Origin of the sequence: Streptomyces sp. NPDC097619, assembly GCF_040302735.1 — a bacterium.
Lineage (GTDB): Bacteria > Actinomycetota > Actinomycetes > Streptomycetales > Streptomycetaceae > Streptomyces.
This window is the reverse complement of record NZ_JBEOSD010000064.1, coordinates 16,439-40,745: the sequence shown is the minus strand read 5'-3', so window position 1 is coordinate 40,745 and position 24,307 is coordinate 16,439. Positions and strand designations below refer to the sequence as shown.

Annotated in this window: 20 protein-coding genes; 8 read left to right on the top strand and 12 right to left on the bottom strand. The window is 74.9% G+C overall.

The features are described 5' to 3' along the window. Positions 1 to 91: 91 nt before the first annotated feature. The 4 genes from ABTZ17_RS19100 to ABTZ17_RS19085 all read right to left on the bottom strand — a co-directional run bounded on the left by ABTZ17_RS19100 (position 92) and on the right by ABTZ17_RS19085 (position 4,009). Positions 92 to 811, bottom strand: coding sequence for a hypothetical protein (locus ABTZ17_RS19100; RefSeq protein ID WP_352196818.1), 720 nt, complete (start codon positions 809 to 811; stop codon positions 92 to 94). Positions 812 to 975: 164 nt separating this feature from the next. Then, entirely contained in the window at positions 976 to 1,671 is a 696-nt protein-coding gene (locus ABTZ17_RS19095; protein WP_352196817.1) for a pyridoxine/pyridoxamine 5'-phosphate oxidase, read from the bottom strand. A 156-nt stretch (positions 1,672 to 1,827) separates the two neighbouring features. Beyond that, positions 1,828 to 2,418, bottom strand: coding sequence for a hypothetical protein (locus ABTZ17_RS19090; protein ID WP_352196816.1), 591 nt, complete (start codon positions 2,416 to 2,418; stop codon positions 1,828 to 1,830). A 313-nt stretch (positions 2,419 to 2,731) separates the two neighbouring features. Then, positions 2,732 to 4,009, bottom strand: coding sequence for a thiolase C-terminal domain-containing protein (locus ABTZ17_RS19085; protein ID WP_352196815.1), 1,278 nt, complete (start codon positions 4,007 to 4,009; stop codon positions 2,732 to 2,734). A gap of 111 nt (positions 4,010 to 4,120) precedes the next feature. Between ABTZ17_RS19085 and ABTZ17_RS19080 the strand changes: the two genes are divergently transcribed. Both ABTZ17_RS19080 and ABTZ17_RS19075 read left to right on the top strand, forming a co-directional pair. After that, complete coding sequence (locus ABTZ17_RS19080; RefSeq protein ID WP_352196814.1) at positions 4,121 to 5,524, top strand: acyl-CoA dehydrogenase family protein; 1,404 nt, start codon at positions 4,121 to 4,123, stop codon at positions 5,522 to 5,524. A gap of 72 nt (positions 5,525 to 5,596) precedes the next feature. Beyond that, on the top strand, positions 5,597 to 6,073 hold the full coding sequence (locus ABTZ17_RS19075; RefSeq protein WP_352196813.1) for a nitroreductase family deazaflavin-dependent oxidoreductase: 477 nt from the start codon (positions 5,597 to 5,599) through the stop codon (positions 6,071 to 6,073). A gap of 161 nt (positions 6,074 to 6,234) precedes the next feature. Here the strand turns inward: ABTZ17_RS19075 and ABTZ17_RS19070 are convergent, their stop codons facing one another. Next, the gene (locus ABTZ17_RS19070) at positions 6,235 to 6,882 is read right to left on the bottom strand and encodes a TetR family transcriptional regulator (protein WP_352196812.1); all 648 of its coding nucleotides are present in this window, start codon (positions 6,880 to 6,882) and stop codon (positions 6,235 to 6,237) included. A gap of 497 nt (positions 6,883 to 7,379) precedes the next feature. On the opposite strand from ABTZ17_RS19070, the gene kbpA reads away from it, so the two are divergent. Continuing rightward, positions 7,380 to 8,159 carry an AfsK-binding protein KbpA gene (gene kbpA, locus ABTZ17_RS19065; RefSeq protein ID WP_352196811.1) on the top strand — a complete coding sequence of 260 codons (780 nt, stop codon included), beginning with the start codon at positions 7,380 to 7,382 and terminating at the stop codon, positions 8,157 to 8,159. Positions 8,160 to 8,441: 282 nt separating this feature from the next. Then, a complete protein-coding gene (afsK, locus tag ABTZ17_RS19060) occupies positions 8,442 to 10,877 on the top strand; it encodes a protein serine/threonine kinase AfsK (RefSeq protein ID WP_352196810.1) in 2,436 nt (811 codons plus the stop codon). A gap of 155 nt (positions 10,878 to 11,032) precedes the next feature. Here afsK and ABTZ17_RS19055 read toward each other — a convergent pair whose 3' ends face one another. Then, positions 11,033 to 11,779 (bottom strand): hypothetical protein, encoded by a 747-nt coding sequence (locus ABTZ17_RS19055; RefSeq protein WP_352196809.1) that lies wholly within the window; start codon positions 11,777 to 11,779, stop codon positions 11,033 to 11,035. A 209-nt stretch (positions 11,780 to 11,988) separates the two neighbouring features. On the opposite strand from ABTZ17_RS19055, the gene ABTZ17_RS19050 reads away from it, so the two are divergent. Beyond that, entirely contained in the window at positions 11,989 to 12,591 is a 603-nt protein-coding gene (locus tag ABTZ17_RS19050; protein ID WP_352196808.1) for a hypothetical protein, read from the top strand. 86 nt (positions 12,592 to 12,677) lie between these two features. Here the strand turns inward: ABTZ17_RS19050 and ABTZ17_RS19045 are convergent, their stop codons facing one another. The 3 genes from ABTZ17_RS19045 to ABTZ17_RS19035 form a co-directional block, all read right to left on the bottom strand. After that, a complete protein-coding gene (locus ABTZ17_RS19045) occupies positions 12,678 to 13,463 on the bottom strand; it encodes an enoyl-CoA hydratase/isomerase family protein (protein WP_352196807.1) in 786 nt (261 codons plus the stop codon). Next, positions 13,460 to 13,891 carry a Zn-ribbon domain-containing OB-fold protein gene (locus tag ABTZ17_RS19040; RefSeq protein WP_352196820.1) on the bottom strand — a complete coding sequence of 144 codons (432 nt, stop codon included), beginning with the start codon at positions 13,889 to 13,891 and terminating at the stop codon, positions 13,460 to 13,462. The genes ABTZ17_RS19045 and ABTZ17_RS19040 overlap by 4 nt, the downstream gene beginning before the upstream one ends. A 96-nt stretch (positions 13,892 to 13,987) precedes the next feature. Then, entirely contained in the window at positions 13,988 to 15,139 is a 1,152-nt protein-coding gene (locus ABTZ17_RS19035) for a lipid-transfer protein (protein WP_352196806.1), read from the bottom strand. Between the two features lie 93 nt (positions 15,140 to 15,232). On the opposite strand from ABTZ17_RS19035, the gene ABTZ17_RS19030 reads away from it, so the two are divergent. Further along, positions 15,233 to 16,945, top strand: a complete 1,713-nt coding sequence (locus ABTZ17_RS19030; RefSeq protein ID WP_352196805.1) for a FadD3 family acyl-CoA ligase — start codon at positions 15,233 to 15,235, stop codon at positions 16,943 to 16,945. Between the two features lie 9 nt (positions 16,946 to 16,954). On the opposite strand, the gene ABTZ17_RS19025 is transcribed toward ABTZ17_RS19030, so the two are convergent. Continuing rightward, on the bottom strand, positions 16,955 to 17,671 hold the full coding sequence (locus ABTZ17_RS19025; RefSeq protein ID WP_352196804.1) for a class I SAM-dependent DNA methyltransferase: 717 nt from the start codon (positions 17,669 to 17,671) through the stop codon (positions 16,955 to 16,957). Between the two features lie 194 nt (positions 17,672 to 17,865). On the opposite strand from ABTZ17_RS19025, the gene ABTZ17_RS19020 reads away from it, so the two are divergent. Next, positions 17,866 to 18,618, top strand: a complete 753-nt coding sequence (locus tag ABTZ17_RS19020) for an IclR family transcriptional regulator (RefSeq protein ID WP_352196803.1) — start codon at positions 17,866 to 17,868, stop codon at positions 18,616 to 18,618. 428 nt (positions 18,619 to 19,046) lie between these two features. Here the strand turns inward: ABTZ17_RS19020 and ABTZ17_RS19015 are convergent, their stop codons facing one another. Both ABTZ17_RS19015 and afsR read right to left on the bottom strand, forming a co-directional pair. Beyond that, the gene (locus tag ABTZ17_RS19015) at positions 19,047 to 19,295 is read right to left on the bottom strand and encodes a hypothetical protein (protein ID WP_352196802.1); all 249 of its coding nucleotides are present in this window, start codon (positions 19,293 to 19,295) and stop codon (positions 19,047 to 19,049) included. Positions 19,296 to 19,522: 227 nt separating this feature from the next. Continuing rightward, positions 19,523 to 22,588, bottom strand: a complete 3,066-nt coding sequence (gene afsR / locus ABTZ17_RS19010; RefSeq protein WP_352196801.1) for an SARP-family global regulator AfsR — start codon at positions 22,586 to 22,588, stop codon at positions 19,523 to 19,525. Between the two features lie 482 nt (positions 22,589 to 23,070). Between afsR and ABTZ17_RS19005 the strand changes: the two genes are divergently transcribed. Continuing rightward, positions 23,071 to 24,033, top strand: coding sequence for a hypothetical protein (locus tag ABTZ17_RS19005; protein WP_352196800.1), 963 nt, complete (start codon positions 23,071 to 23,073; stop codon positions 24,031 to 24,033). Positions 24,034 to 24,307: the final 274 nt, after the last annotated feature.

The window sequence follows — 24,307 nt, the reverse complement described above, 5'->3', positions numbered from 1 at the left end:
GCCTGCCTACTGGACGTAATCAGGCTTTCCGGCAACGCCGCGAGGTGCGGTGCCAGGCGTCGCGGGCCAGGCAAGATCCGGAAGACACGGCCTAGCTCTGGGTCTCCACGGGCCGTGGGTCGGTCCACACCGTCACGGTCAGCGCGTACGCGTCGTTCGTCCTCTCCCCGACGTGCACGTTGCCGACGGCTCCGTTGGCCAGGAAGACGCACACGTCGGCGTTCTTGGCGTTGAAGATGTAGAAGCCCTTCTTGTAGTTGCTCTTGCTCATGCAGGTGTCGTACGTCGGTTGTTCCGTGGGTTCGAGCTGGGCGAACTGACCGCCTTCGGCCACTGATACGACCTGGCAGCAGTCCAGGTAGACGTCCTTCTCCTTGTACTTGTCCGAGGCCTTCGGCTTCATGGGATCGGCGTTCAGGGCGAAGCCGTAGTAGCTGGTCAGCTGGAACTTCTCCGTGCGCGGGAGCTTGGCCGGTGCGGCGGTCGAGGGCGCCGAAGGTGTGGGGGGCGGGGTGGTGTCGGAGGCGGACGCCGATATCGAGGGGGAAGGGGTCGGGGTGGGCTCGGGCGCGGGGCGGGACGCCTCGGCCTGCTGTGGCGACGCCGAAGGGCCGGCTCCCGCCGACCCTTTCCGATCCCCGCCGTTTCCGTTGTCCATGAGCGCCCAGACGGTCAGGCCGACCGTGAGGATCGCCGCGAGGGCGCTGATCGCGCCGGTCTTCTCGGTGACGGAGAGCCCGCGCCACCACTGGGCGAAGCGGTGCCGGCGGGTGGGAGAAGCGGACGGTGTGGCGTTCGGTGCAATGGGCAACAAGGCCTCCAGGCGGGAGTGTTCGAAACTCTGCCGACGGAACCGAAGTGAACGATGCCTCCGGACGACAGAACATCCGTGACGCGGGAATCGTTCCCCGGCTGTATTCCCCTGTCTCCTGGCCTCGTGGGCGGATGGTCGTGCGACGAGGTCGCGGGCGTTCCCTATGGCCACAGGAGCCGGGTGGTCCAGGTGTCCCCGGGGGTGCGGGTGTAGTGGAGGCGGGTGTGGCGGCGGGTCGGGTCGCCCTGGAAGAACTCGGCCTCGCGGGGGGCGAGGGTGTAGCGGGTCCAGGTGGGGGCGGGGGCCTCGGGGTCGGCGCCCGCGAGGTCCCAGGCGGCGTCGGCGGCGGCGAGGAGGGTGGCCCGGTCGGGCAGGACCTCGCTCTGGTGGCCGGTGAGGGCGGCGGCCAGGGCGCCCCGGGTGCGGACGGCGAGGTCGGCGCGGCTCTCGGCGGCGGAGGCCGGGGTGACGGGGCCGCGCAGCCGGATCTGCCGGCCGAGGGCGGGCCAGTAGAAGTGCAGGGCGGCCTCGGGGCGTTCGGCGAGCTGGCGGCCCTTGGCCGAGGTGGCGTGGGAGGCGAAGTGCCAGCCCTGCGCGTCGGCCTCGTGGAGCATCAGGGTGCGCAGGTCGGGGCGGCCGTCGGCGTCCACGGTGGCCAGGGTCATCGTGTGCGGTTCGGACTGTCCGGCGGCGACGGCGTCCAGGAACCAGCGGTGGAACAGCGGGAGCGGGGATGCGGGCGCGTCGGCCGTGTCGAAGCCGGGCAGCTCGGTGTCCCAGACCCGTTGGGCGTGCAGGGCTTTCGTGAAGGCGGCGTGCTCGGCGGTGGGGTCCTGGTGGGGTGCGTCCTGCGTCATGGCCCCGAGCCTAGGCTGCCCGGTGGGGCCAGGGGGGTGGGGCGGGGCTGGATTTGCGGGCTGTGGCCGGCTCGGTGGCGGGGCTGGGTTCGGTTGTTCCTCGGCGGGGCCGGTGGTGACCGTGGGGTTCAGCCCCGCCGAGGGGTGTCGGGTGGGTCAGTCCGCTATGTCGATGTGCATGTTGAAGCGGACGCCGTTGATGCGGACGAGGAGGTTGCCCTGGACCCCGCGGCGCGCGAGCGTGGCGCCGACGGCGCCCTTGCCGAGCGCGGCCTTGTCCTGGGGGGCGTGGCTGACGAAGTCGGAGAAGACGCCTCCGGCGGCGAGGGCCGCGGCGGCCCGCCATTCGTCGCGCAGGTCGGAGTAGCTGTCGCGGTCCATCGGCTTGCCGCCGAGGCCGAGGTTGACGCGTTCGCCCCCGAGGTAGGTGGCGGCGCACTGGTCGATGATCTCGCGGACCAAGGAGTCCTTGAGGGCGTAGTGCACCTTGAGGGCGGCGACCAGTCCGGCGGCGTCGCCGGCGAGCTTGGCCTTGCGGGCCTTGGCGGCGGCGTCCTTCCTGAGCTCCTCCTTGTCGCTGTCGATGGTCTTGTGGGCCTCCTCGAAGCCGTACTGCTTCTGCTGGGCGATGGAGACCGACGAGGCCCACTTCTCGGGGGTGACCCATTCGGGGTCGAACCCGATGGACTCGCAGTACTCCCGCAGGTCCTGGTCGGCTTCTTCGGCGGACGCGGCGAATTTGGGCATGGAACGGCTCCCCCTCCGTCGTGTACGGCCCGCGGCCCTGCCCGCGGCCCGTGGCGGGATCCAACGTGCCACGGGCACCGGGTCTTGTCAGCGGCTCGCGCCGACTAGGGGAAGGAGTGCGCGAACGGGTCGGATGGGGCGTCCGCGAGGGCCCGTCCGGTCCGATCCGGGGCCTCCTGGGGACGGCCCCGGGCCGTCCGAGGGCCGGCCCGGCCACGGCCGCCGGCCGGTTCCGGACGGTTTCCGCCGGTGCCGGTGCCGGTGCCGGTGCCCGTGGTGGTGCCCGTGCCCGTGCCGGTGCCGGTCGGTTCGGTCAGTCGCGGCCGAGGAGCACCGTGCCGGAGGAGCAGAACCAGCCGCCCGTACCGGAGGCCACGGCGACCTCGGGGAGGCGGCCGTCGCGTTTGCGGACCTGGAGGGGGCCGGCCTCGCCGCGGAGTTGGCGGGTGGCCTCGACGAGCAGGAACAGCCCGCGCATGCCGGGGTGGCAGGCGGACAGGCCGCCGCCGTCGGTGTTGACGGGCAGGTCGCCGTCGCGGAGCAGGCGGCCCTTCTCCACGAAGGCCCCGCCCTCCCCCTTGGCGCAGAAACCGAGGTCTTCGAGGGTCACCAGGGTCATGTAGGTGAAGGCGTCGTAGATCTCGGCGAGGTCGACGTCGGCGGGGGTGAGCCCGGCCCGTTCGAAGGCGAGGCGGCCGGAGACGGCGGCGGGGGAGACGGTGAAGTCCTCCCACTCGGACATCGTCGTGTGCGAGACGGCGGTGCCCGTACCGAGGATCCAGACAGGGGCCTTCGCGGTGTCCGGTACGTACTCCTCGGCGGCCAGCAGGACGGCGCAGCCGCCGTCCGAGCGGATGCAGCAGTGCAGCTTGGTGAAGGGGTCGGCGATCATCTCGCCGGACAGGACCTCGTCCACGGTGATCGGGGTGCGGTACATGGCCTCCGGGTTGGCGGCGGCGTTGGCGCGGGCCTGTACGGCCACCGAGGCCAGCTGCTCCAGGGTGGTGCCGTACTCGTGCATGTGGCGACGGGCGGCCATCGCGTACTTGGCGACCAGGGTGTGCCCGTAGGGGACCTCGAACTGGAGGGGGCCGCGGGCGCCGAAGGAGAGGTTCGCGGTCCGGCGCCGGGCCTTGATGTCGGCGCGCGCGGTGGAGCCGTAGACCAGCAGGACGGCATTGGCGTGCCCGGCGGCGATGGCGTCGGCGGCGTGCGCGGCCATCACCTCCCAGGTCGCCCCGCCCACGGAGGTGGAGTCCACCCAGGTGGGGCGCAGGCCCAGGTATTCGGCCACCTCGACGGGGGCGAGGGTGCCCAGCCCGGCGGAGGCCAGGCCGTCGATCAGGGAGCGGTCGAGGCCGGAGTCGGCGAGGGCGCGACGGGCCGCCTGGGCGTGCAGGGCGTAGGGAGTGGCCTCGTCCACGCGGCCGCAGTCGGAGAGGGCCACGCCGACGACGGCCACCCGGCGGCCGGGCCGGGTGCGCGTGCCCGAGCCGCCTTCCGGTGCGGCAGGCGCCGTGGACGCCGTGGACGCCGTGGACACGGTGGGCGGGACGGGGGCGGTGCCGGAGGCTGCGGAGGCTTCGGACATGAATCTGACGGTACATCAGGTACCGGTCGGGCGTACACGGTCCGCGCTCTGGGCATCTCCGTCCCCCGGGCCTAACATGACGGCCCGTCAGAAACGGGGAGGAGCCCGAGGATGGACGCCGCCTTCACCGCGGAGCAGGACGAGATCCGCCGCACGCTCCGCGAACTGCTCGCCAAGCACTGCGGCCCCGACCAGGTCAAGGCCGCCGTGCGCACCCCCGCCGGTTACGACACCGCGCTGTGGCGGCGACTCGCCCGGGGCATGGGGCTGCCGGGGCTGGCCCTGCCGGAGCGGTACGGCGGGGTGGGCTGCTCCTTCGCCGAGCTGGTGCCGGCCTGCGAGGAGACCGGGGCGGCCCTGCTGCCCTCCCCCCTGCTGGCCACGGCCGTGCTGGTCGCGCCGCTGGTACAGGCCCTGGGCACGGAGCGGCAGCGGTCCGCGCTGCTGCCGCCGCTCGCCGCCGGGGGGCTCACTGCGGCCCTCGCCGTGCCGGGCCCGGCCCTGGCCACCGCCCTGGCCCTGACCTGCGGGAACCGGCCCGGGGACTGGGCGGGTGACGGGCGCGCGGGCGGCATCCAGGCCCGCCGGGCCCCCGTCCCCGCGACCGTCCCCGAACCCGCACTCAACCCCACCCCCTCGCCCGCGCCCACCGACCCGGCGCCGCCGCCCGCCGCCGGCCCTTCGGTCGACCCGGGCGGGTCCTCCCCCGCAGGTGAGGCCGGCTGGCGGCTGTACGGGGAGGCCGCCCAGGTCCTCGACGGGCACAGCGCCGGGCTGTTGCTGGTCCCCGCGCGCACCGGCGGGTACGCCCGCGGCCGGGTGTTGCTCTTCCTGGTCCGGGCGGACGCTCCGGGGCTGCGCCGGATCCGGCAGACCGCCCTCGACGAGACCCGGCCGCAGGCCCGGCTGGAGCTGCGGGACGTGCCCGCCGAACTGCTCGGCGCCGACGAGGAGGCCGATGTGTGCGCGGCCCTCGCCGACGTCGGGGCGGGGGCCGCCGCCGTCCTCGCGGCGGAGGCGGCCGGGGCGGCGGGTCGGGCGCTGGCCCGGACCGTGGAGTACGTGTGCGGCCGGGAGCAGTTCGGTCGACCCATCGGCTCCTTCCAGGCCGTCAAGCACCGGCTGGCGGACCTGTACGTGCAGGTGCAGGCGGCCCGCTCGGCCGCGTACTACGCCGCGCGGGACCGGGAGCAGGGGGCGCTGGCCCTAGCCCAGGGGCTGGAGGCGCTGCGGCTGGCGGCCTCGGAGGCCGTCCAGCTGCACGGCGGCATCGGCTTCACCTGGGAGCACGAGGCGCACCTGTACTTCAAGCGGGCGGCGGCCGACGGGTTGCTGTTCGGCCCGGTGGAGGGGTTGCGGGGGTTCGCGGCCGAGCGGGCCGGGCTGTTCGGGGCGGAGCCCTCACCGGGGTCGTCCCCGCGGATCCCCGTGCCCGCGCGCCCCGCGCCCGGAAGCCCCGTACCCGCCGCGCCCCGGGCCCCGGAGCCGTCCCCGGCGGTACCGGCCGTGGGCTGAGAGCAGTCGCAGGGCTCCGCCGGCTCCGTGTCGACCGTGTTCGTGCTCCTCTACCGAAAGGGAAATCCTCCGATGGCCGCTCCCGGTGTGCGTCTCATGCAGAAGGTGTCCTCGGCACCGCTGTTCGCGAAGGTCGCGCCGCACTTCATTCCCGCGCTGGACCGTACGGTGCACCGGCTGACGCGGGGGAAGGTGCTGCTCAGCGCGCGGATGCTGCCGGGGGTGGTGCTGACCGCGAAGGGGGCGAAGAGCGGGCAGCCGCGGACCACCCCGCTGGCGTGCATGCCGGAGGAGGGCGCCGGCACCTGGATCCTGATCGGTTCGAACTTCGGCCGCCCCGGACACCCGGCCTGGACCGCGAACCTGCTCAAGCACCCCGAGGCGGAGGTGAGTTGGCAGGGCAGGGACATTCCGGTGACGGCGCGCCTGCTGGTGGGGGAGGAGCGGGCCGCGGCCTGGCGGGAGGTGCTGCGGTTCTGGCCGCCGTACGCCACCTACCAGGCGCGGATCGACCGGGAGATCAGGCTGTTCCGGCTGGAGCGCCGCTGACCGGCCCCGGCGCCCCGGTGGGCGCCCGGAGCGGGGCCCCGAACGGGGCCGGGACGCACGGCGGCGGCGGAACCGGGTGGGGTCCGCCGCCGCTCGGACAGGACGTGCCGTCTCGTGCTGGGGTTCCGTCCGCGGGCGGGTGCCCGCCGACGGGGGTCCGGCTACTTCGTCGGCTTCTTGCCCGTGATGCCGAGGTGGACCAGGAGGGCCAGGTTCGGCTTGAGTTCGGCCTGCTTGACGCCCCAGGTCTGGAAGCCCTTCTGGTGCGAGGCCACCGCCGCGAGCATCGCGACGAGCGACCCGGCCATCGCGGCGGCGCTGACGTCCTTGTCGACGCGGCCCTTGGCCTGGAGCTCCTTCACGGACTCGGTCAGGGAGTTGGTGACGGAGTTCAGGATTTTCATGCGGATCTTGTAGAAGCGCTTGTCGCCCTCCGCGGCGCCGAGGTCCACCACGCGCAGGATGGCGTCGTTGCGGCGCCAGAAGTCCAGGAAGCCGTCGACCAGTTCCTCGGCCGCTTGCCAACCCGCCTTGCCGACCCAGGTCCGTCCCTCGACGAGCGAGGTCAACTGGGCTCCCTCGGCGGCCATTTCCTCGGCGATCTCCAGTACGGCCCCCTCGACGTCGGGGAAGTACTGGTAGAAGGTCGCCGGGGAGGTGCCGGCCTTCCGGGCGACGTCGATGACCTTGACGTCGCGGTACGGCGAGGAGCTGAGCATCTCGCTGAGGCAGTCCAGCAGCTTCTGCCGTGTCGCCTGTCCGCGCCGACCGGCAACGCGGCCGTCGACGGTGCGTACTTGTCCTGTCATGCCGTCAGCTTACCGAGGGGTGATCGGCGCGCGATTCGGCCGCCTGCAAATGGGGTTACCCGACCCCGGGAGGCGGGATCTCGGGATGCCGGTGGAGCCCCCGGAGGCGTTGTGGCGTCGGGCCGAGCGGGCTTCGGGGGGTTCCGGTGGAACGGGTGCGGAAGGGGCGCGCATCCGGGTGCAAAGGGCGATTTCCGGCCACCCTCTCGTGCCTCATCCGCCCCTTCCGTCACAGGGCTCCCGCCCGGTACCCCACCCGGCACCCCGCGAGGCCCCGTCCCCCGGACGGCCCCGCCGCCGCCCCCGTCCGTACACAGCCTGTGGACAGCGATGCCGTCCCGGCCCCGTCCGGCCCCGCCCCGCTCGCCCGGCCCCCTCGGCACGCCCGCCGCGCCCCGTCCGCACCCCCCGCCGGGAGCGGTCGGGGCGGGGAGCGCATAGCGTGTCAGAACCGTACGGAGCAGGACGTTCCAGGAGCAAGGGAAGGAACCGGGCCCATGGCCGCATTCGCAGAGGGCACGCCCTGCTGGGTGGACGCCGCGCTCCCCGACCTCGAAGCGGGCAAGCGGTTCTACGGGGAGCTGTTCGAGTGGACCTTCGGCGAGAGCGCCGGACCCGAGTACGGGCACTACACGCAGGCGTACAACGAGGGCCGCAACGTCGGCGCGCTCGCCGCCAAGACGGACGGCCGGATGCCCACCGTCTGGAACGTCTACTTCGCCGTCCGGGACGCCCGAGCCACCTCCGTCCGGATCCAGGAGGCGGGCGGCCAGGTGATCACCGCGCCGATGCCCGTCGGCGCGTACGGCACCACCGCCCTGGCCGTCGACCCGGGCGGGGCCGTCTTCGGCCTCTGGCAGGCGGGCAGCCACCAGGGCTTCGAGCTCCAGCAGAAGCCGAACTCCTTCTGCTGGACCGAGGTGTACACCCGGGAGCGGGACGCCGTGGACTCCTTCTACGCCCGCGTCTTCGGCTACCTGCCCGACGACCGCGACGACGCCGGGCTCGACTACCGCGCCTGGTCCCCGGCGGGCTCCGACCCCACCCCGGACACCGCCATCGCGGGCCGGGCCGTCCTCACCGGCGCCTTCCCCGAGGCCCTGCCCGCGCACTTCCTCGTGTACTTCGCCGTGCCCGACTGCGACGCTGCCGTGGCCACCGTCCGCCGGCTCGGCGGTCGGGTCACCGCCGAGCCCTTCGACACCCCGCACGGCCGCATCGCGGTGGTCGCCGACAACCAGGGCGCCGCCTTCGCCCTGCTCTCCGAGCCCGCCTAGAACCGCTTCGGCGTCGATCCGGCCCCGGTCCGTGCCCGGTCCGGGGCCCACACGGCGCGGAATCTCGGAATCCGGACGTGCGCGGCCCGGGGCGGACTGCGGGGGAGTGTCCGAGGTGTCCGGATCGCGGTGAGACACCCCGATCCGGCCCCGGGTTCGACCGGGACGCCCCGGACAGACAGAATCAGGGTGCGCACCGTCAAGTGGTGCCCAGTGGTGAGACGCCGCGCGGGGCTGGTGAGACGGGCCCTTCAACGGCCCGTACGGGGAGGTGGCAGGCGAGTGGTGGAGCAGCTGACGCAGCACGATCCGAGACGGATCGGCCCGTTCGAGGTGCTCGGCCGGCTGGGCGCGGGCGGTATGGGGCTGGTCTATCTGGCCCGGTCCGCCTCCGGGCGCCGGGTCGCGATCAAGACGGTCCGGACCGAGCTCGCCGAGGACCAGCTGTTCCGGGTCCGCTTCACCCGTGAGGTCGAGGCCGCGCGGGCGGTCAGCGGTTTCTACACGGCCGCCGTGGTCGACGCCGATCCGCGGGCGGCCGTCCCGTGGCTCGCCACCGCCTACGTGCCGGCGCCCTCGCTGGAGGAGATCGTCAACGAGTGCGGGCCGATGCCCGCGCAGGCGGTGCGCTGGCTGGCGGCGGGCATCGCCGAGGCGCTCCAGTCCATCCACGGCGCGGGGCTGGTCCACCGCGACCTCAAGCCCTCCAACGTCCTGGTGGTCGAGGACGGCCCCCGGGTGATCGACTTCGGCATCGCGAGCGGGGTGTCCAACACCCGGCTGACGATGACCAACGTGGCCGTGGGCACCCCCGCCTACATGTCCCCGGAGCAGGCGAAGGACTCGCGGAGCGTGAAGGGGGCCAGTGACGTCTTCTCGCTGGGCTCCACCCTGGTCTTCGCGGCCACCGGGCATCCGCCGTACCACGGGGCGAACCCGGTGGAGACGGTGTTCATGCTGCTGCGGGAGGGCCCGAACCTGGAGGGCCTGCCCGAGGAGCTGCGGCCCCTGATCGAGTCCTGCATGCAGATGGACGCCACCCAGCGGCCCACCCCCGCGGACCTCCAGGCGCAGCTCGCCCCGCACCTGTTCGCCGCGGGTGACGACAGCGGCACCGCCTCGGCCTGGCTGCCCGGCCGGGCCGTCGCCATGATCGAGCAGCGGCGCGCGGGCGGTTCGCGGACGACCACCACGAACAACCCCGCCGGTCGTGGCCCCGGTCCGGGTGCCGGGGCGGCCACGCACCGCCGGGCCCGCCCCGCCCCCGGCACCCCGCCGCGCGGCGCCGCTCCGGGCTGGGCGGACCCGCGGACCGGGCACGCCGGTCCGCCGCCCCCGATGCCGCCCCGTCCGCCCGGTGGGCCGGGCGTGCCCGCGCCGGGCGGGGCCCCGGGAGAACCGGTACGCCTGGGCTCCTCCCCGGTGCCCGTGGGCCCCGGTCCGAAGGCCGCGGCGGCGGCTCCGGCCGCGGTGGCGGCGGCCCGCGGGGTCGTGGCGGCCACCGGCTGGATCCGGCCGCCCGGCGGTTCGGTGGTGGCGGCCCCGGCGCCCGCGGCGGTGCCGCGGCCGGGTGGTCCGGCCCCGGACAGCGGCCGCTGGCGGCCCTGGCGGTTCCGGATGTCCAACGAGGTGTGGGGCACGCCCACCGTCGCCGGGGACCTGCTGTACGTGACCTCCTTCGAGGTGCACGCCCTGGACGTGGCCTCGGGCCGGCGCCAGTTCAAGACTCGGGACGTGGCCTGGTCGATGGCCGTGTCGGACGGCCGGATCACGGCCTCCGACGGGCCCTCCCTGTACGCGCTGGACGCCTTGGACGGGGCCGAGCGGTGGCGGCTGTCCACGGACGGCTGGGTGTACGCCGTGAAGGTGGACCGCGGCACCGTCATCACCGCGACGCGCGGCGGCGGGGTGCAGGGCCGGGAGGCGTCCAACGGGCAGCTGCTGTGGGAGCTGACCGGGGCGCAGACCGACTTCGAGACCCCGGAGGCGGCGCCCGTCCTGCACGACGGGTACGTGTACGTGTGGCAGGACGCCCGGCTGCGCTGCCTGGACGCGCGGTCCGGGCGGGAGCAGTGGTCGTATCCGGTGGGGGACGCCGCGGCCTGCCGCAACGTCCCGGTGCGGGTGCTGCCCGCCTCCGACGGCAACGTGTACGTGGCCGCGGGCACCCGGGTGCTGTCGGTGGACCGGGCCTCGGGCCGGGTCCGCTGGCATTTCGAGGCGCCGGCGGAGTTCCTGGCGCCGCCCGCGTTCGCGGCGGGCCCGGCCGTCTCCGGCGGCGGGGTGTACCTGGTGGACTACCTGGGCACCGTGTACGCCCTGGACGCGGCCACCGGCCGGGACCGCTGGCGGATCGCCACGGAGCCCCGGCAGTCGGCGGAGCCGGTGCTCGTCGCGGAGGGCAGCATCCATCTGGGGGCGGGCAGCGCGCTGTACACCCTGGACGCGGTCACCGGCACCCCGAAGTGGCGGTTCGCGGCGGCCGGTGAGATCACCGGGGCGCCGGTGGTGGCGGAGGGCCGGGTGCACTTCGGCTCCGCGGACCACTGCCTGTACACCCTGGACGCGGCGGGCGGTCAGCTGCGTTGGAAGCTCAAGACGGGCGGGGAGATCGCCGGTTCGCCGGTGGCGCAGGCCGGGGTGCTGTACGCGTGCAGCAAGGACCGCTGCGTGTACGCCCTGGACGCGGCGAAGGGCACGGGCACCCGCACCGGCTGAGCCCCCGAGCACCCCGGCCCCCCAGCCTCCGTACGACGTCCCGGGCCGGTCGTCCGGACCCGGGACGCTCCGCTGCCCGCACCGGGTCCTCCGGTGCGGGCAGCGGCGTTTCGGGGCGGGGCCCCGTGGGCTCACGGGCTCACGCGCTCGTGGGCTCAGGAGCTCCCGCGGTCCAGGGGCGGGCCGAGGGCGGGGCCGTGGCGGGGGTCCGGGCCGCCGGGCTCGGACTCGGCGAGCGGGGAACCGAGCACGGGGCCGTGTCCGGTACCGGCCGGCGGGGCGGGCGGGGCGGGCTCCCCGTCGGGGGTCCGTTCGGGCCCGTCGCCCGGTCCGGGGTCGTAGGGGTAGGCGTAGGGCTGGGCGTGGCCCGCCCCGGGCTGCGGGGTTCCCCACTGGGTCTCGTCGTAGGCGGGTCCGCCCTCGGCGGTGCGCTCGGCGTACGGCTGGCTGTACGGCACCGGTTCGGGGACCGGTTCGCGGCGGCGGCCGCGCCGGCCGGACATCACCACCGCGGCCAGGAGCAGCAGCACCCCGCCGGCGAAGGCACCGGCGACGCCCGGGCCGAGGCCGTCGGAGTTCCCGACGCTCAGGCTGCCCGCGGCCTGCCCCTGGCGGACCATCCACAGGATGGTGGTGCCGAGGGTGACCAGTCCCGCGAGGGCCATCAGCAGGCGCGAGCGCAGCAGGACGGCGCCGAGGGTGAGCAGGGCGGTGAAGAGGAAGGGCAGCAGCAGCGAGCCGAGCACGGCGGCGCCGTCGGGCGTGATGCCCGCACCGGAGAACAACTCCTCGATGCGGTAGTCGCTGCCGTGACGGCCGTCGTACCAGGCACGGAAGGGGCTCCAGACGGCGGCCGTCGCTCCGACGAGTCCCAGCAGGGAACCGAGGGCGTTGCGGATCAATGGACTCGGTCCTCCTGAATCGGGCTCTCGTTCCCGACGCTACGCCCGGCCGGTGCGGTCGGCATGTCGGGAGGAGCCGGCCGGGGAGGCGCCCGCCGGAAGGGCTCGTGCGCGCCCGCGCACGCCCCTCGGTTCCGCACGGACCGTTGCGCCTCGTCCGGGTTTTGGTAGCGTGCCCGCCGTTGTCCCGAGGGGGAGGAATTCAGGCCATGATCGTGCGCAGACTGAGGTTCGCGGCGGTGCTCGTCGCCGTCGTGATGGCGTTGACCGGGTTCGCCCAGGGCAGCAGCTCCGGCGGGAAGGGCGGGGGGAGCAAGTCCGGTTCGAGCAAGAGCCGCAAGTCCGACGGCGATTCCTCCTCTTCCTCGGGGGGCGGCTGCTCCAGCTCCAAGAAGAAGAACGGCAAGCACAGCGACAGCGACTGGGAGGAGGACGGTGCCGCCCGGCAGCCCGTGGGCGCGGCGACGGCCGCCTCCGGCAGCGGGGACGAGGCCACCGCCGTGGTCGTGGTGTGCGCCGGCCCGCAGGACGACCGGCGTTCCGGGACCCGCAAGTCCCGTGGCAAGAAGGAGTCGCCGCGCACCTCCGCGACGGTGCTGGTCACCTCGAAGGCGTCGGCCACCCGCACCTTCACCCTGGAGCTGGACTTCCTCGGGGGGTCCGGGGCGGCCCGGCGCGAGATCGACGGGAACACGGTGACCGTGACGCTGGACGCCCGGGAGAGCCGGCGCGTGGAGGTGCCGCTGCGCAGCCCCCGGCGGGCCGCCGACGTGACGGCCTGCGAGGTGGACGGGATCCGCGCCGCGGGCTGAGCCGCGCGAGGGTGCGGCGGCCGTGTCCGGGGCGCCCACCCGCCGTCCCCGTCCCCGTCCCCGTCCCCGTCCCGTCCCCACCGCCGTCAGCGGATCCGGATCTCTCCGCCTCCGCTCCCGCCCCGGCGGTCCGCGAACAGCTTCGCCTGTTCGTCCGCCGGCAGGTTCCCCAGGGCCACCAGGTGCGGGGCCTGGGCGAGGGCCTGCGCGCGGGCGGCCTCCTTGGCCGCCCACAGGGCCCGTACGGTGCCCTGGACGGCCGCCGGCGGGTACCCGGCGAGGGTCTCGGCGCAGCGGACGGCGGCGGCGCGTTCCTGTCCGGCCGGGGTGACCTCGCTGACCAGGCCGATCTCGTGGGCGCGGCGGGCGGAGAGGCGTTCCGCGGTGCCCATCAGGGCCATCCGCGCGACCTCCCCGAAGGGCATCCGCTGGGCCATGTACACGGCCTCGTAGGCGCAGACCATGCCGTAGCTCGTGTGCGGGTCGAAGAAGACGGCCCGTTCCGAGGCGATCAGGAACTCGGCCTCGCCCAGCAGGTAGAAGGCCCCGCCGCAGGCCATGCCGTTGACCGCGGCGATCACCGGGGTCCACAGGTCGTTGGCCTTGGGGCCGATCGGGACCAGCGGGTCGTCCACGGCGTACGGGGACCAGGGCTGCGGCACTTCGGCGGAGCGGTCGATGCCCGTGCAGAAGGCCCGGTCGCCCGCCCCGGTGACCACGATCGCCCGCACCTGCGGATCGTGCCGGAACTCCCGCCACAGGGAGGCCAGCTCGGCGGCGGTGTCGAGGTCGACGGCGTTCAGGCGCTCCGGCCGGTCCAGGGTGACCACGGCCACCCCGGTCCCGGCGTCGCGGTCCACGCGCAGGGTCACGGCCGCTCCAGCAGCCAGCGCGGCAGGTGGGTGCCGTCCACGTCCTCGAAGACGGCCTGGACGCGGGCGCCGATCCGCAGCCGGGCCGGGTCCACGGAGTTCAGGGGTGCCCCGGGCGCGGCGATCAGGTTCCCCACGAGCCGGATCCGCGGGCTTTCGGCCAGCTCCACCAGGATCACGTTGTACGGGGCCTGGGCGGCGTAGGCGGGCAGCAGCGGCGGGTGCGGGCGGACCCAGGACCAGATCCGGCCGCGGCCGCTCATCAGCCGCCATTCGCTGTCGAAGGACCGGCAGTGGGGGCAGCAGGGGCGGGGCGGGAAGCGGAGTTCCCCGCAGTCGGGGGCGGCGCACGCCTGGATCCGCAGTTCGCCGCGGGCGGTGTGCTCCCAGAAGGGGGCGCCGTCCTCGTCGCGGACCGGGGCGAGCAGGCCTGTGGCGGAGTCCGGGGCCGGGGGCGCGGGGGTGCCGGGCGCGGCGGGGGCGCCGGCCGCGGCGGGGTCCGGGGCGGGGGAGAGGGTCATCGGTCAGCTCCTCAGCAGGATCGCGGACGTCGGCACGCCCTCACCGGCCGTGACCAGGCAGGTCTCGGCCCCCGGCACCTGGGCGGTGGAGGTGCCGCGCAGCTGTTTGACGCCCTCGGTGATCAGGTTGAAGCCGTGGACGTACGCCTCGCTGAGCCCGCCGCCGCTGGTGTTCATCGGCAGCCGGCCGCCGATCTCCAGGGCCCCGCCCTCGGTGAAGGCGCCGCCCTCGCCGCGCCCGCAGAAGCCGTAGCCCTCCAGGGAGAGCGGGATCAGCGGGGTGAAGGCGTCGTAGATCTGGGCCACGTGCACGTCCTGCGGGCCGAAGTCGGCCTGCTTCCACAGGTGTCGGGCGGCCGTCCAGGCGGGGCCCGACAGCGGGTCGTCGTTCCAGTAGTTGACCATCCCGTGGTGCTGCGCGGGCAGGCCCTGCGCCACGGAGTGCACGTACACGGGCTTGCGGCGGCAGTCCCGGGCCCGTTCGGCGGAGACGATCACGCAGGCCAGGGCGCCGTCGGTCTCCAGGCAGTTGTCGAAGAGGCAGAGGGGTTCGCTGATCCAGCGGGCCGTCATGTACATCTCGCGGGTCAGGGGCCGCTCGTACATCATCGCGGCGGGGTTCTGGTTGGCGCGGTTGCGGCAGGCCAGGGCGACGTTGAAGAGGTGGTCGCGGGTGGCGCCGTACTCGTGCATGTAGCGGCGGGTGAGCATGCCGATCTCGTCGGCGGGGCGCAGCAGCCCGAAGGGGCGGGTCCACTGGCCGGGGGTGGGGAGCTGGACGGTGGTGTTCTTCCAGGGGCGGGGGCCGGAGCCGCGTTTGCGGGAGCGCCAGGCCACGCCCACGTTCGCCTGGCCGGTGGCCACTGCGGCGGCGAGGTGGCCGACGGTGGCGCAGGAACCGCCGCCGCCGTAGCCGACCTTGGAGAAGAAGGTGACGTCCCCGGCCCCGATGGCCTTGGCCACCTCGACCTCGTCGGTCTCCTCCATCGTGTAGGAGGCGAAGCCGTCGACCTCGGAGGGGTCGATCCCGGCGTCGTCCAGGGCGGCCAGGATGGCTCGACAGGCCAGTTCGCGCTCGGTCTGGGGGAGCTTCTTCGCGAAGGCGGTCTGGCCGATCCCGACTATCGCCGTAGCGTCCTTGAGGGTTGCGGCCATCGCCACCTCCGGGGGTGCGCCAGTGCTGACAGCGGGGAAGGCTACCGCTAATCTGACGGATAGTCAGCTACTGCGTGGTGGGGAGACTCCGTGATGGCCGAGGGCGCGGGTGCGGGCGGTACGGACGGCGGCGCGGGCGGCCGTGCGGGTGTCGGAGCCGACGACGGTCCGGGCGGCGGTCCGGGCGGTGCCGCGGGTGCGGCTGCGGGCGCGGGCGGCCCGGCGGATCCCGAGGACCCCCGCGGCGACCTGCGCTGGGTCAGCGTGCCCCGGCTGGTGCGCGAGGCCGCGGCGCGGTTCGGTGACCGGGAGGCCGTGGTCGACGGCCGGACCCGGATCTCCTACGCCGAGCTGGGCGCCCGCGTGGAACGGGCCGCGGCGGCCTGCCTCGCGGCGGGCACCCGGCCCGGGGACCGCGTCGCCGTGTGGGCCCCCAACGGCCTCGACTGGATCGTCTCCGCCCTCGGGGCGGTCACCGCCGGGGCGGTCCTGGTCCCCCTCAACACCCGGTTCAAGGGCGCCGAGGCCGCCTACGTGCTCGCCCGCAGCCGGGCCCGGCTGCTGTTCGTCACCGGCACCTTCCTCGGCACCTCCTACGTGGCCTCGCTGCGCCGGGCCGCCGCCGAGGGCCCCGGGAGCGGCCCGCTCCCCGGACTCCCGCACCTGGAACGGGTGGTGGTGCTCTCCGAGGACGCCCCCGAGGAGTTCGGCACCTGGAAGGAGTTCCTCGCCGGCGGCGACGCGGTCACCGCCGCCGAGGTCCGTGACCGCGCCGACGCCGTGCGCGGCGAGGACCCCTCCGACATCGTCTTCACCTCCGGCACCACCGGCCGCCCCAAGGGCGCCGTCATCAGCCACGCCCAGACCCTGCGCTGCTACGCCGTCTGGAGCGAGCTGGCCGGGCTCCGCGAGGGCGACCGCTACCTGATCGTGAACCCGTTCTTCCACACCTTCGGCTACAAGGCGGGCATCATCGCCTGCCTGATGCGCGGGGCCGTGATGGTCCCGCAGCCGGTGTTCGACGTGGACACCGTCCTCGCCAACATCGCCGCCGAGCGGATCTCCGTCCTGCCCGGACCGCCCACCCTCCACCAGTCCCTCCTCGACCACCCGGCCCGCGACCACCACGACCTCTCCGCCCTGCGGCTCGTGGTCACCGGGGCCGCCGTGGTCCCGCTGCGGCTGGTGGAGCGGCTCCGCTCCGAGCTGCGGATCGCCACCGTCCTGACCGCCTACGGGCTGTCCGAGGCCAGCGGGATCGTCACCATGTGCCGGCGCGGGGACCCGGCCGAGACCGTGGCCGCCACCTCCGGCCGCGCCATCCCCGGCACCGAGGTCAAGCTGGTGGACGGGGAGGTGTGGGTGCGCGGTCACCACGTCATGCGCGGCTACTTCGAGGACCCGGAGGAGACGGCCCGGGCCGTGACCCCCGAGGGCTGGCTGCGCACCGGCGACGTGGGCGTCCTGGACGCCGCCGGCAACCTCCGCATCACCGACCGGATCAAGGACATGTTCATCGTCGGCGGCTTCAACGCCTACCCGGCCGAGATCGAGCAGCTCCTCGGCCTGCACCCGGACGTCGCGGACGCGGCCGTGGTCGGGATCCCCGACCCCCGGCTCGGCGAGGTCGGCAAGGCGTACGTGGTGCGCCGCCCCGGCTCCGTCCTCACCGCCGACGACCTCATCGCCTGGTCCCGCCGCGAGATGGCCAACTACAAGGTCCCCCGCCGGGTGGAGTTCCTCGCCGAACTGCCCCGCAACGCCTCCGGCAAGGTCCTCAAGACCGAACTCCGCACCCGTCCCTGAGTCCCCGGCTCAGGCGGCGGGCCGGCGGGCCAGGAGGAGGCGGCAGCGGGGGGTGTTGTCGGCGCGGCGACCGAAGGCCTCCAGGGGCGTGAGGGAGACCTCGAAGCCCACCGCCTCCAGGTCCGCGCGCACCGGCCCCAGCGGCCAGGTCCGGTAGTACATGACGAACGGCGGCCGCCACAGCGCGTTCCGGACCCGCATCGCCCCGTCGAAGCCGAGGGCCGCCCAGTACGCGGGTGTCGCCGGACCGGGCGGCGCCCCCACCGGGAACGCGAACAGCCCGCCCGGCCGCAGCGCCCGGTACACCCCGGCGAACAGCCGCGGCCGCTGCTCCGGCAGGAAGTGCCCGAAGGCGCCGAAGGACACCGCCAGGTCGAAGGCCCCCCGGAAGGGCAGGGCCAGGGCGTCGGCCCGCACCAGCTCCGCCGCCGGGTGCGCGGCCCGCGCCTCCGCCAGCATGCCCGCGCTCAAGTCCACCCCCGTGACCCGCTCCGCACCCAGCTCCCGCAGCACGCCCAGCCCGGCCCCCGTGCCGCAGCACAGGTCCAGCCCGGCTCCGAACGGGCCTCGGGCGCGGAGGGCCGCCGCGGTGGCGTCGAGGAAGCGGTCCGGGGTCCGGAAGGGCGTGTGGTCGAACTTCGGCGCCAGCAGGTCGTACCCCCGTTCCACGGAGGAGAGGGCCTGGACGGTCAGCTCGCGCAGGGTGGGTCCCTTGGAAGTGAACACGGCCGCAGCCTAGGCCCTGCCGGGTGGGCGGGGGCGATCACCGGCCCGCGCGGCGGGTGGACGCGCCCCCGAGGGCCCTCGGGGCGGGCTCCGCGCGCCGTGGACCAAGGGCCTTTGGTCCTCCTCGGCGGCCCCCTCGGTGTCGTATAGTCGAATAGTCCGGTTTACTACCTCTTGGGTTTCTTGGGGCTTTTTTGACTACCGCTGCGACCACCTCGGCCCAGGGCCCCCACGGCCCGGCCGCCGGAGCCGGCGGCGCCCTGGAGAAGACCCTGCGGATCCTGGAGGCCCTCGCCGAACCCGGCGGGCCCCACCGGCTGGCCCGGATCGCCGCGACCGCCCGCGTCCCGAAGTCCAGTGCCTTCCGGATCCTCACCGCGCTCATCGACCGCGGCTACGCCCTCACCGACGGGGACGGCCGCTACGGCATCGGTCTCCAACTCCGCACCCTCGCGGCGCAGGTGGCCGGAGAACACCCCGAAGGCATCGACGAGGTGCTGGAGTTCCTGCACCGCAGCACCGGCCAGACCGTGCACCTCGCCCTGCGCACCGCCACCGGACTGACCTGTGTCCGCCGGGCCGGACAGCCCCGCCATCCCGGATCCCGCGTCGGCGCCCGGCTGCCCCTGCACACCACCGCCCTCGGCAAGGCCGTCCTCGCGCACCTGCCGGTCCCCGACCCGCGGGTGCCCGCCCCCGCGCGGGGATCCGTACCGCCCGCCGAACTGGCCGAGGTGCGCCTGCGCGGATGGGCCGCCGACGAACAGGTCCACGCGCCCGGCGTACGGTGCATCGCCGCGCCCCTCCTGGATCCCGGGTCCCACCCGGTCGGCGCGCTCAGCCTGACCGCGGCCGCCGACCGCACCACCCGCGAGGAACTGGCCGCCTGCTCCCCGGCCCTGCTGGAAGCGGCCCGCGGAGTGGCCGAGCTGCTGCGCCGCGGCTGACGGCTCCGCCCGGCCCCGTCCCGCTCCGTTCCGTCCGTTCCGTTCCGTTCCGGGACGCGCGCACACGGAAGCGGCGGCCACGATGGCTCCCCCTCCGGGCCACCGTGACCGCCGCCGTTCCCTCCCCCGTATCCCCTGTTCCCCCGTTCCCCCCGTGGTCGTTCCCCCGTGGGCCCGTCCCCCCCCGTGGCCGTTCCCCGGCGGGCCCTGACACGGGCCGCGGTTCCCCGTCCCCCCGAATCCCTCTCGGCGGGTCCCCGCGGTCCCTTTCCTCCCCCGTGCTTCCCCCGTGCTCCGTCGGTCGGGCCCCCCGACCCCTCCGGCTCCCCCGTGGGTTCCCCCGAACCCCCGTGCCGTACCGACGTCCCCCGTGCCCCCCGTTTCCCCCGTGGGGCCTTCAGGTCCCCGGGCCCGTGGGCCCGGAGGCGTTACGGACGCGGACCGGTGGCGTGGTTGTCCAGCGTCTGGATCTCGTCGCCCGTGACCGGCACCGGCGTGCCCGGGACCGGCGGCTTCGCCGGTATCCCCGGAACGCCGGGGACGGTGCCCGGCAGACCCACCGGCTCGCCGGTGGCGTGGTTGTCCATCGACCGGATGTCGCTCCCGGTCGCGTGGTTGTCCATCGACAGGATCTCGCCCTCGTTGCCGGGCAGCTGGGCGGCGCTTTCGGTCGTCATCGTCACTCCTGAAGGTTTCGGGCCCATTCGGCGATTCCCCCGAGGACCGCCGAACGGGTCGTTGAAGAAGATGGTGGCGGAGGGCGATAAACGAACGATGAACGCTCCCGTCGACCGCCCCCGAACAGGGGACGCCGACCCCGCTCGCGAAGGTTGCGGCACGGGTGTCCGGGAGCCGTCCCGGGACGCTTCCGCGACCTTACCGTTACCTCCGGGGCCCGGAGCCCTCAAGCGGCGATCTCGGAAGCCAGCAGCGCCCGCACTTCGGCGAGTTCGTGCGAACCGAGCGCCGCGAACGAAGCCTCCGCGTCCCGCCAGCAGGCCCGCGCGCGGTCGGTCTGGCCCAGCCGGTGCAGGGCCCGGCCCAACACCATCACCACGCAGGCCCGGCGCCACTCCCCGCCCATCACCCTCAGGGCGATGGCCTGTTCGGCGTGCCGGGCGGCCTGCGCGGCCCGCCCGGCGGCCAACTGGGCCTCCGCCAGGCGGTAGTGGGTGATGCCCTCCCACAGCGGCTGCCGGTTGTCCCGGAACAACGACAGCGCCGCCGTCAGCTGCTCCTGCGCCTCCCGCAGCCGGCCCGCCTGCACCAGCACCGTGCCCAGCGCGTACCGTCCGTTGGCCAGCCGCAGCGACAGGCCCATCCGCGCGTACACGGCGATGCCCTGCTCGGCCAGCTCCACCGCCTCCCGGGTGCGGCCCAGCGCCGCCTGGATCCGGGACAGGTTGCACAGGGCGCTGGCCTCGCCGACGTGGTTGCCGTCCGCCCGGAAGCTCGCGATGGCCTCCTTCAGGTACCGCTCGCCGTCCTCGTACCGGCCCTCGTACAGGGCGATGATCCCGCGGTCGTTGGGGGCCCAGCACAGCGGCAGCGGGTCCCCGGCGGTGCGGGCCAGGGCGGTGGCCCGGCGGGCCTCGTCGTCGGCCTCCGCGAACCGGCCGGCGACCAGGTGGACGTTGGTGAGGGTGGTCCGGGCCCGGCCCTCGGCGTGCGGGTCCCCGGAGGCGTGCGCGGCGTCCCGCAGGGCCACCGCCGCCGCCTCGTACTGCTTGGAGTTGGCCCCGGACTCCAGCAGGTCCTTGGCGGCCCACAGCAGGTCCACGGCCCGCCGCAGCACCGTCGCGGGCGGCTCCTCGGCGGCCGCCGTCTGCCGTACGCAGGCCAGCAGCGGGTTCGCCTCGGCGTACAGCCAGTCCAGGGCGGCGTGCCGGTCCGCGAAGGGCAGACCCGGGTAGCGGGTGGCGGCCAGGTGCTCGGGCAGCCGGTCCCCGGGCCGTTCCAGCGCGTACACGGCCGCCGCGCCCGCCAGGTAGAAGTCCAGGAGCCGGGAGAGGGCCGCGTCCCGTTCGGCGGGCGGTTGTTCGTCCCGCTCCGCGCAGGCACGCGCGTAGAGCCGCACCAGATCGTGGAAGCGGTAGCGGCCGGGGGCCGCGGACTCCAGCAGCGAGCAGTCCACGAGGGCTTCGAGGAGGTCCTCGGTGTCGTGCTCCGGCAGGTCGAGGACGGCCGCCGCGGCGGCCAGGGAGATGTCGGGGCCGTCGGCGAGTCCCAGCAGCCGGAAGGCCCGCTGCTGGGACCGCTCCAACTGCCCGTAGCCCAGCTCGAAGGTGGCCTTCACGGCCAGGTCCCCGGCCTGGAGCTCGTCGAGCCGGCGGCGTTCGTCGCCGAGTTTGGCGGCGAGCACCGACACCGTCCAGGTGCGACGGGCCGCCAGCCGGGAGGCGGCGATCCGGATGGCCAGCGGCAGGAAGCCGCAGGCGCCGACCACGTCGAGGGCGGCCTGCCGCTCGGCGGCCACCCGCTCCTCGCCGACGATCCGGGTGAAGAGCTGGAGGGCCTCGTCGGGGGACATGACGTCCAGGTCCACCAGGTGCGCCCCGGCCAGCCCGGCCATCCGGACCCGGCTGGTGACCAGGGCGGCGCAGCCGGTGGTGCCGGGCAACAGCGGGCGGACCTGGGCGGCGTCACGGGCGTTGTCGAGGAGGACGAGGACGCGCCGGCCGTCGAGGGTGGAGCGGTAGAGCGCGGCCCGTTCGGCGAGGCTGTCGGGTATCGAGGTGGCGGGGGTGCCGAGGGCGCGGAGGAAGGCTCCGAGGACGGCCTCCGGTTCGGCGGCGCGGGTCTCGGTGCCCTGGAGGTCCACGTACAGCTGGCCGTCGGGGAAGTGCGGGCGGGCGGCGTGCGCCACGTGCACGGCCAGGGTGGTCTTGCCGACGCCGCCGATGCCGGCGAGCGCGGACACCGCCATGACCCGTCCGTCGGCGGAGACCGCGGACAGCACCTCGCTCAGCTCGGTGACGAACGCCGCCCGGCCGGTGAAGTCCGGGACGGTCGCGGGCAGCTGCGCGGGGCGCACCGGGGCGGCCGTCGCGGCCGGCGCGGGGGCGGCGGGGCAGACCAGGTCCGGGTCGCCGCGCAGGATCCGTCCCTGGAGCGCGGAGAGTTCGGGGCCCGGGTCCACGCCGAGCTCGTCGGCGAGGAGCCGGCGGGTGTCGGCGTACACGGCCAGGGCCTCGGCCTGCCGTCCGCTGCGGTACAGGGCGAGCATCAGGTGTTCGCGGAGCCGTTCGCGCAGCGGGTGCGCGGCGGTGAGGGAGGTCAGCTCGGAGACCACCTCGGCGTGCCGGCCGAGTTCGAGGTCGAGGTCGAGCCGGGTTTCGAGGAGTTGGAGCCGCCATTCGCCGAGGCGGGTCCGTTCGGTGTCGGCGTGCGGGCCGGGCACCCCGGCGAGGGGTTCGCCGTCCCACAGGGCCAGGGCGCGGCCGAGGAGGTTGCGGGCCAGCGGGCGGTCCCCGTCGGCACGGGCCCGTTCGGCCCCGGCGGCGTGGGTCCGGGCCTCGCCGAGGTCCAGGGCGCGGGCGGAGGTACGGATGGCGTACCCGCCGAACTCGCTGATCAGCACGCCGGGGGCGAGGACCTTGCGGAGTCGGGAGGCGTAGGTGCGGATCGCGGCGAGCGCCTGCGAGGGCGGGTCCTCGCCCCAGATCGCGTCGATCAGCTCGGGCGCGGTCGCGGTGCGCCCGTCGCGGAGCAACAGGGCGGCGAGCAGGGCCCGCTGCTGGGGCGAACCGGAGGCCAGCGGCTCGGCGCCGTTCCAGGCCCGGACGGGGCCGAGGACGGAGAAGCGGGTGGCGGGGGGCGCGGCGGGTGTGGAGGTGGGGCCGGTGGGGACCGTGGTGGTGCCGGTGGTCCCGGGGGCCTTGGGGTTCGCCGGTGGTGCAGGGGGCTCCGGCCGTCCGCCGGGCTGCCCGGAGGGCTGCCGCTGCTGCGGTACGGGCAGTGCGCCGTCCATGTCGTGTGATCCCCCCTCGTCTCCTGTGTGGCTGCCGCCGACCCGGTGCGCGACCGGACGCGGTGGGTGCGTGACGGCCGGGCCGGTGGACCCGGTGGCCCGGGGGCGCCGGAGCGGTTCCCGGGGTGCCGGTTCGGTTTCCGGTCCCGGAGATCCGGACGCCGTCCACCGCCGAGCCGTTCCCGACCGACCGTCTCAGGTGGCTTTCTGTCGATATCCGTCGCTGTTCGTGGCCGTACGTCGCGATGCGTGTCTGTGGGGTGTGCACTGGTCAGTCTGCCTTGTCCGCGGCGAGTGCGTCAGCCCATGGATCGGGGTGAGGCGGCATCCGTTCCGCTTTTCGTTCCCGGAGGGGCCGGGGGAGCCCACGCCCGGACCGCGACCGCCCCCCGCCGGGTGCCCGCACCCCTGCGAACGGGCCGCATAGGGTGAAGGCATGGAACCTGAAATTCCGCTCCCCGTGCTCCCCGGGCGGAGCCCCCGTGCCTGAGGGGGCCGCGGCCGCTCCGCCGCCGGGTCCCGTCCCGCTGGACGACGTGAGCGCGGCCCTCGTGGAGTTCGTCCCGTGGGCCTTCGGGGCCGATGACCTCACCCTCGCCGTCGAGCGCCCCGACGGCACCCGTTCCCTGCACTTCTTCGAGGACGAGGAGTCGGCGCACGCCCACATGCGGGAGTGCGGCCTCGCCGAGGGCTGGGAGCGGTGCGCCCTCGTCCGCCACGGGACGTTGGAGCCGGCCGCCGGTGGAGAGGCGGTCCCGGCCGTCCACCTGGAGCTCCACGACCGCGACCGGGCGTTCGGAGCCCGTCTGGCGCGGGCGTTCGGATCCGAGGCGGTGGCCTTCACCGGGGACGCGCAGTCCGTGCTGTGGGAGTCCGCCGCACCCGGCGAGGCGCTCGCCGAGCTGGTCGACTTCGCGCGGGATCTCGTGGTGGAGGGGCCGGAGCTCGTGTACGTCCTCGCCGACGACATGGACGACCGGTACCTGTACGAGTTCCCCGACGAGGAGGCCGCCTACGCCCACGCGCGCGACGGCTCGCACGGATACCTCCGGTGCGCGGTGGCCCTGGCGGCGGCCCTCGGCGTCAACGGCCACACGACGGACGGGATCCTGGTCCACGCCCACGAGCTGGGCGCGCCCTCCGGGTGGCACTGGCTCCAGCGGTACGAGGGCGATCCGGTCCGGCTGGACGGCTTCGAGCCGCTGCTGACCGGCGCCGGGGGCGGCGGCGGTGTGCACCACCCCGACCGCTACGAGATCCTCTTCGAGGGCGATGCCGAGGGAGGGCTCGCGCTGTCGCTCCCGCTGGGGGAGAGCGGCGTGCCACGGCTGGAGGAGCTGACCGCCCTGATCGAGCGGGCCCTGACCATCGAGGCCGAGACCGGGCACCGGGCCTACGATCCCCAGCTCGGGGCGTACTTGGGGGACATGGGCAGGGCCCCCTGACCCGACCCCTCGGGCCGGGCGGCCATGGGTGGTGCTCGGTGTGGCCCGTCGCCCTAGGGCAAGGGCATGCCGCTACCGTGGCGCTTTCGCCTCAATCGCCGGCGGGGCTGGATCGTGGTGGGTGTGGTCTGTCGCCCTCGGGTGAGGGCATGCCGCTACCGTGGCGCTTTCGCCTCGATCGCCGGCGGGGCTGGATCGTGGTGGGTGTGGTCTGTCGCCCTCGGGTGAGGGCATGCCGCTACCGTGGCGCTTTCGCCTCGATCGCCGGCGGGGC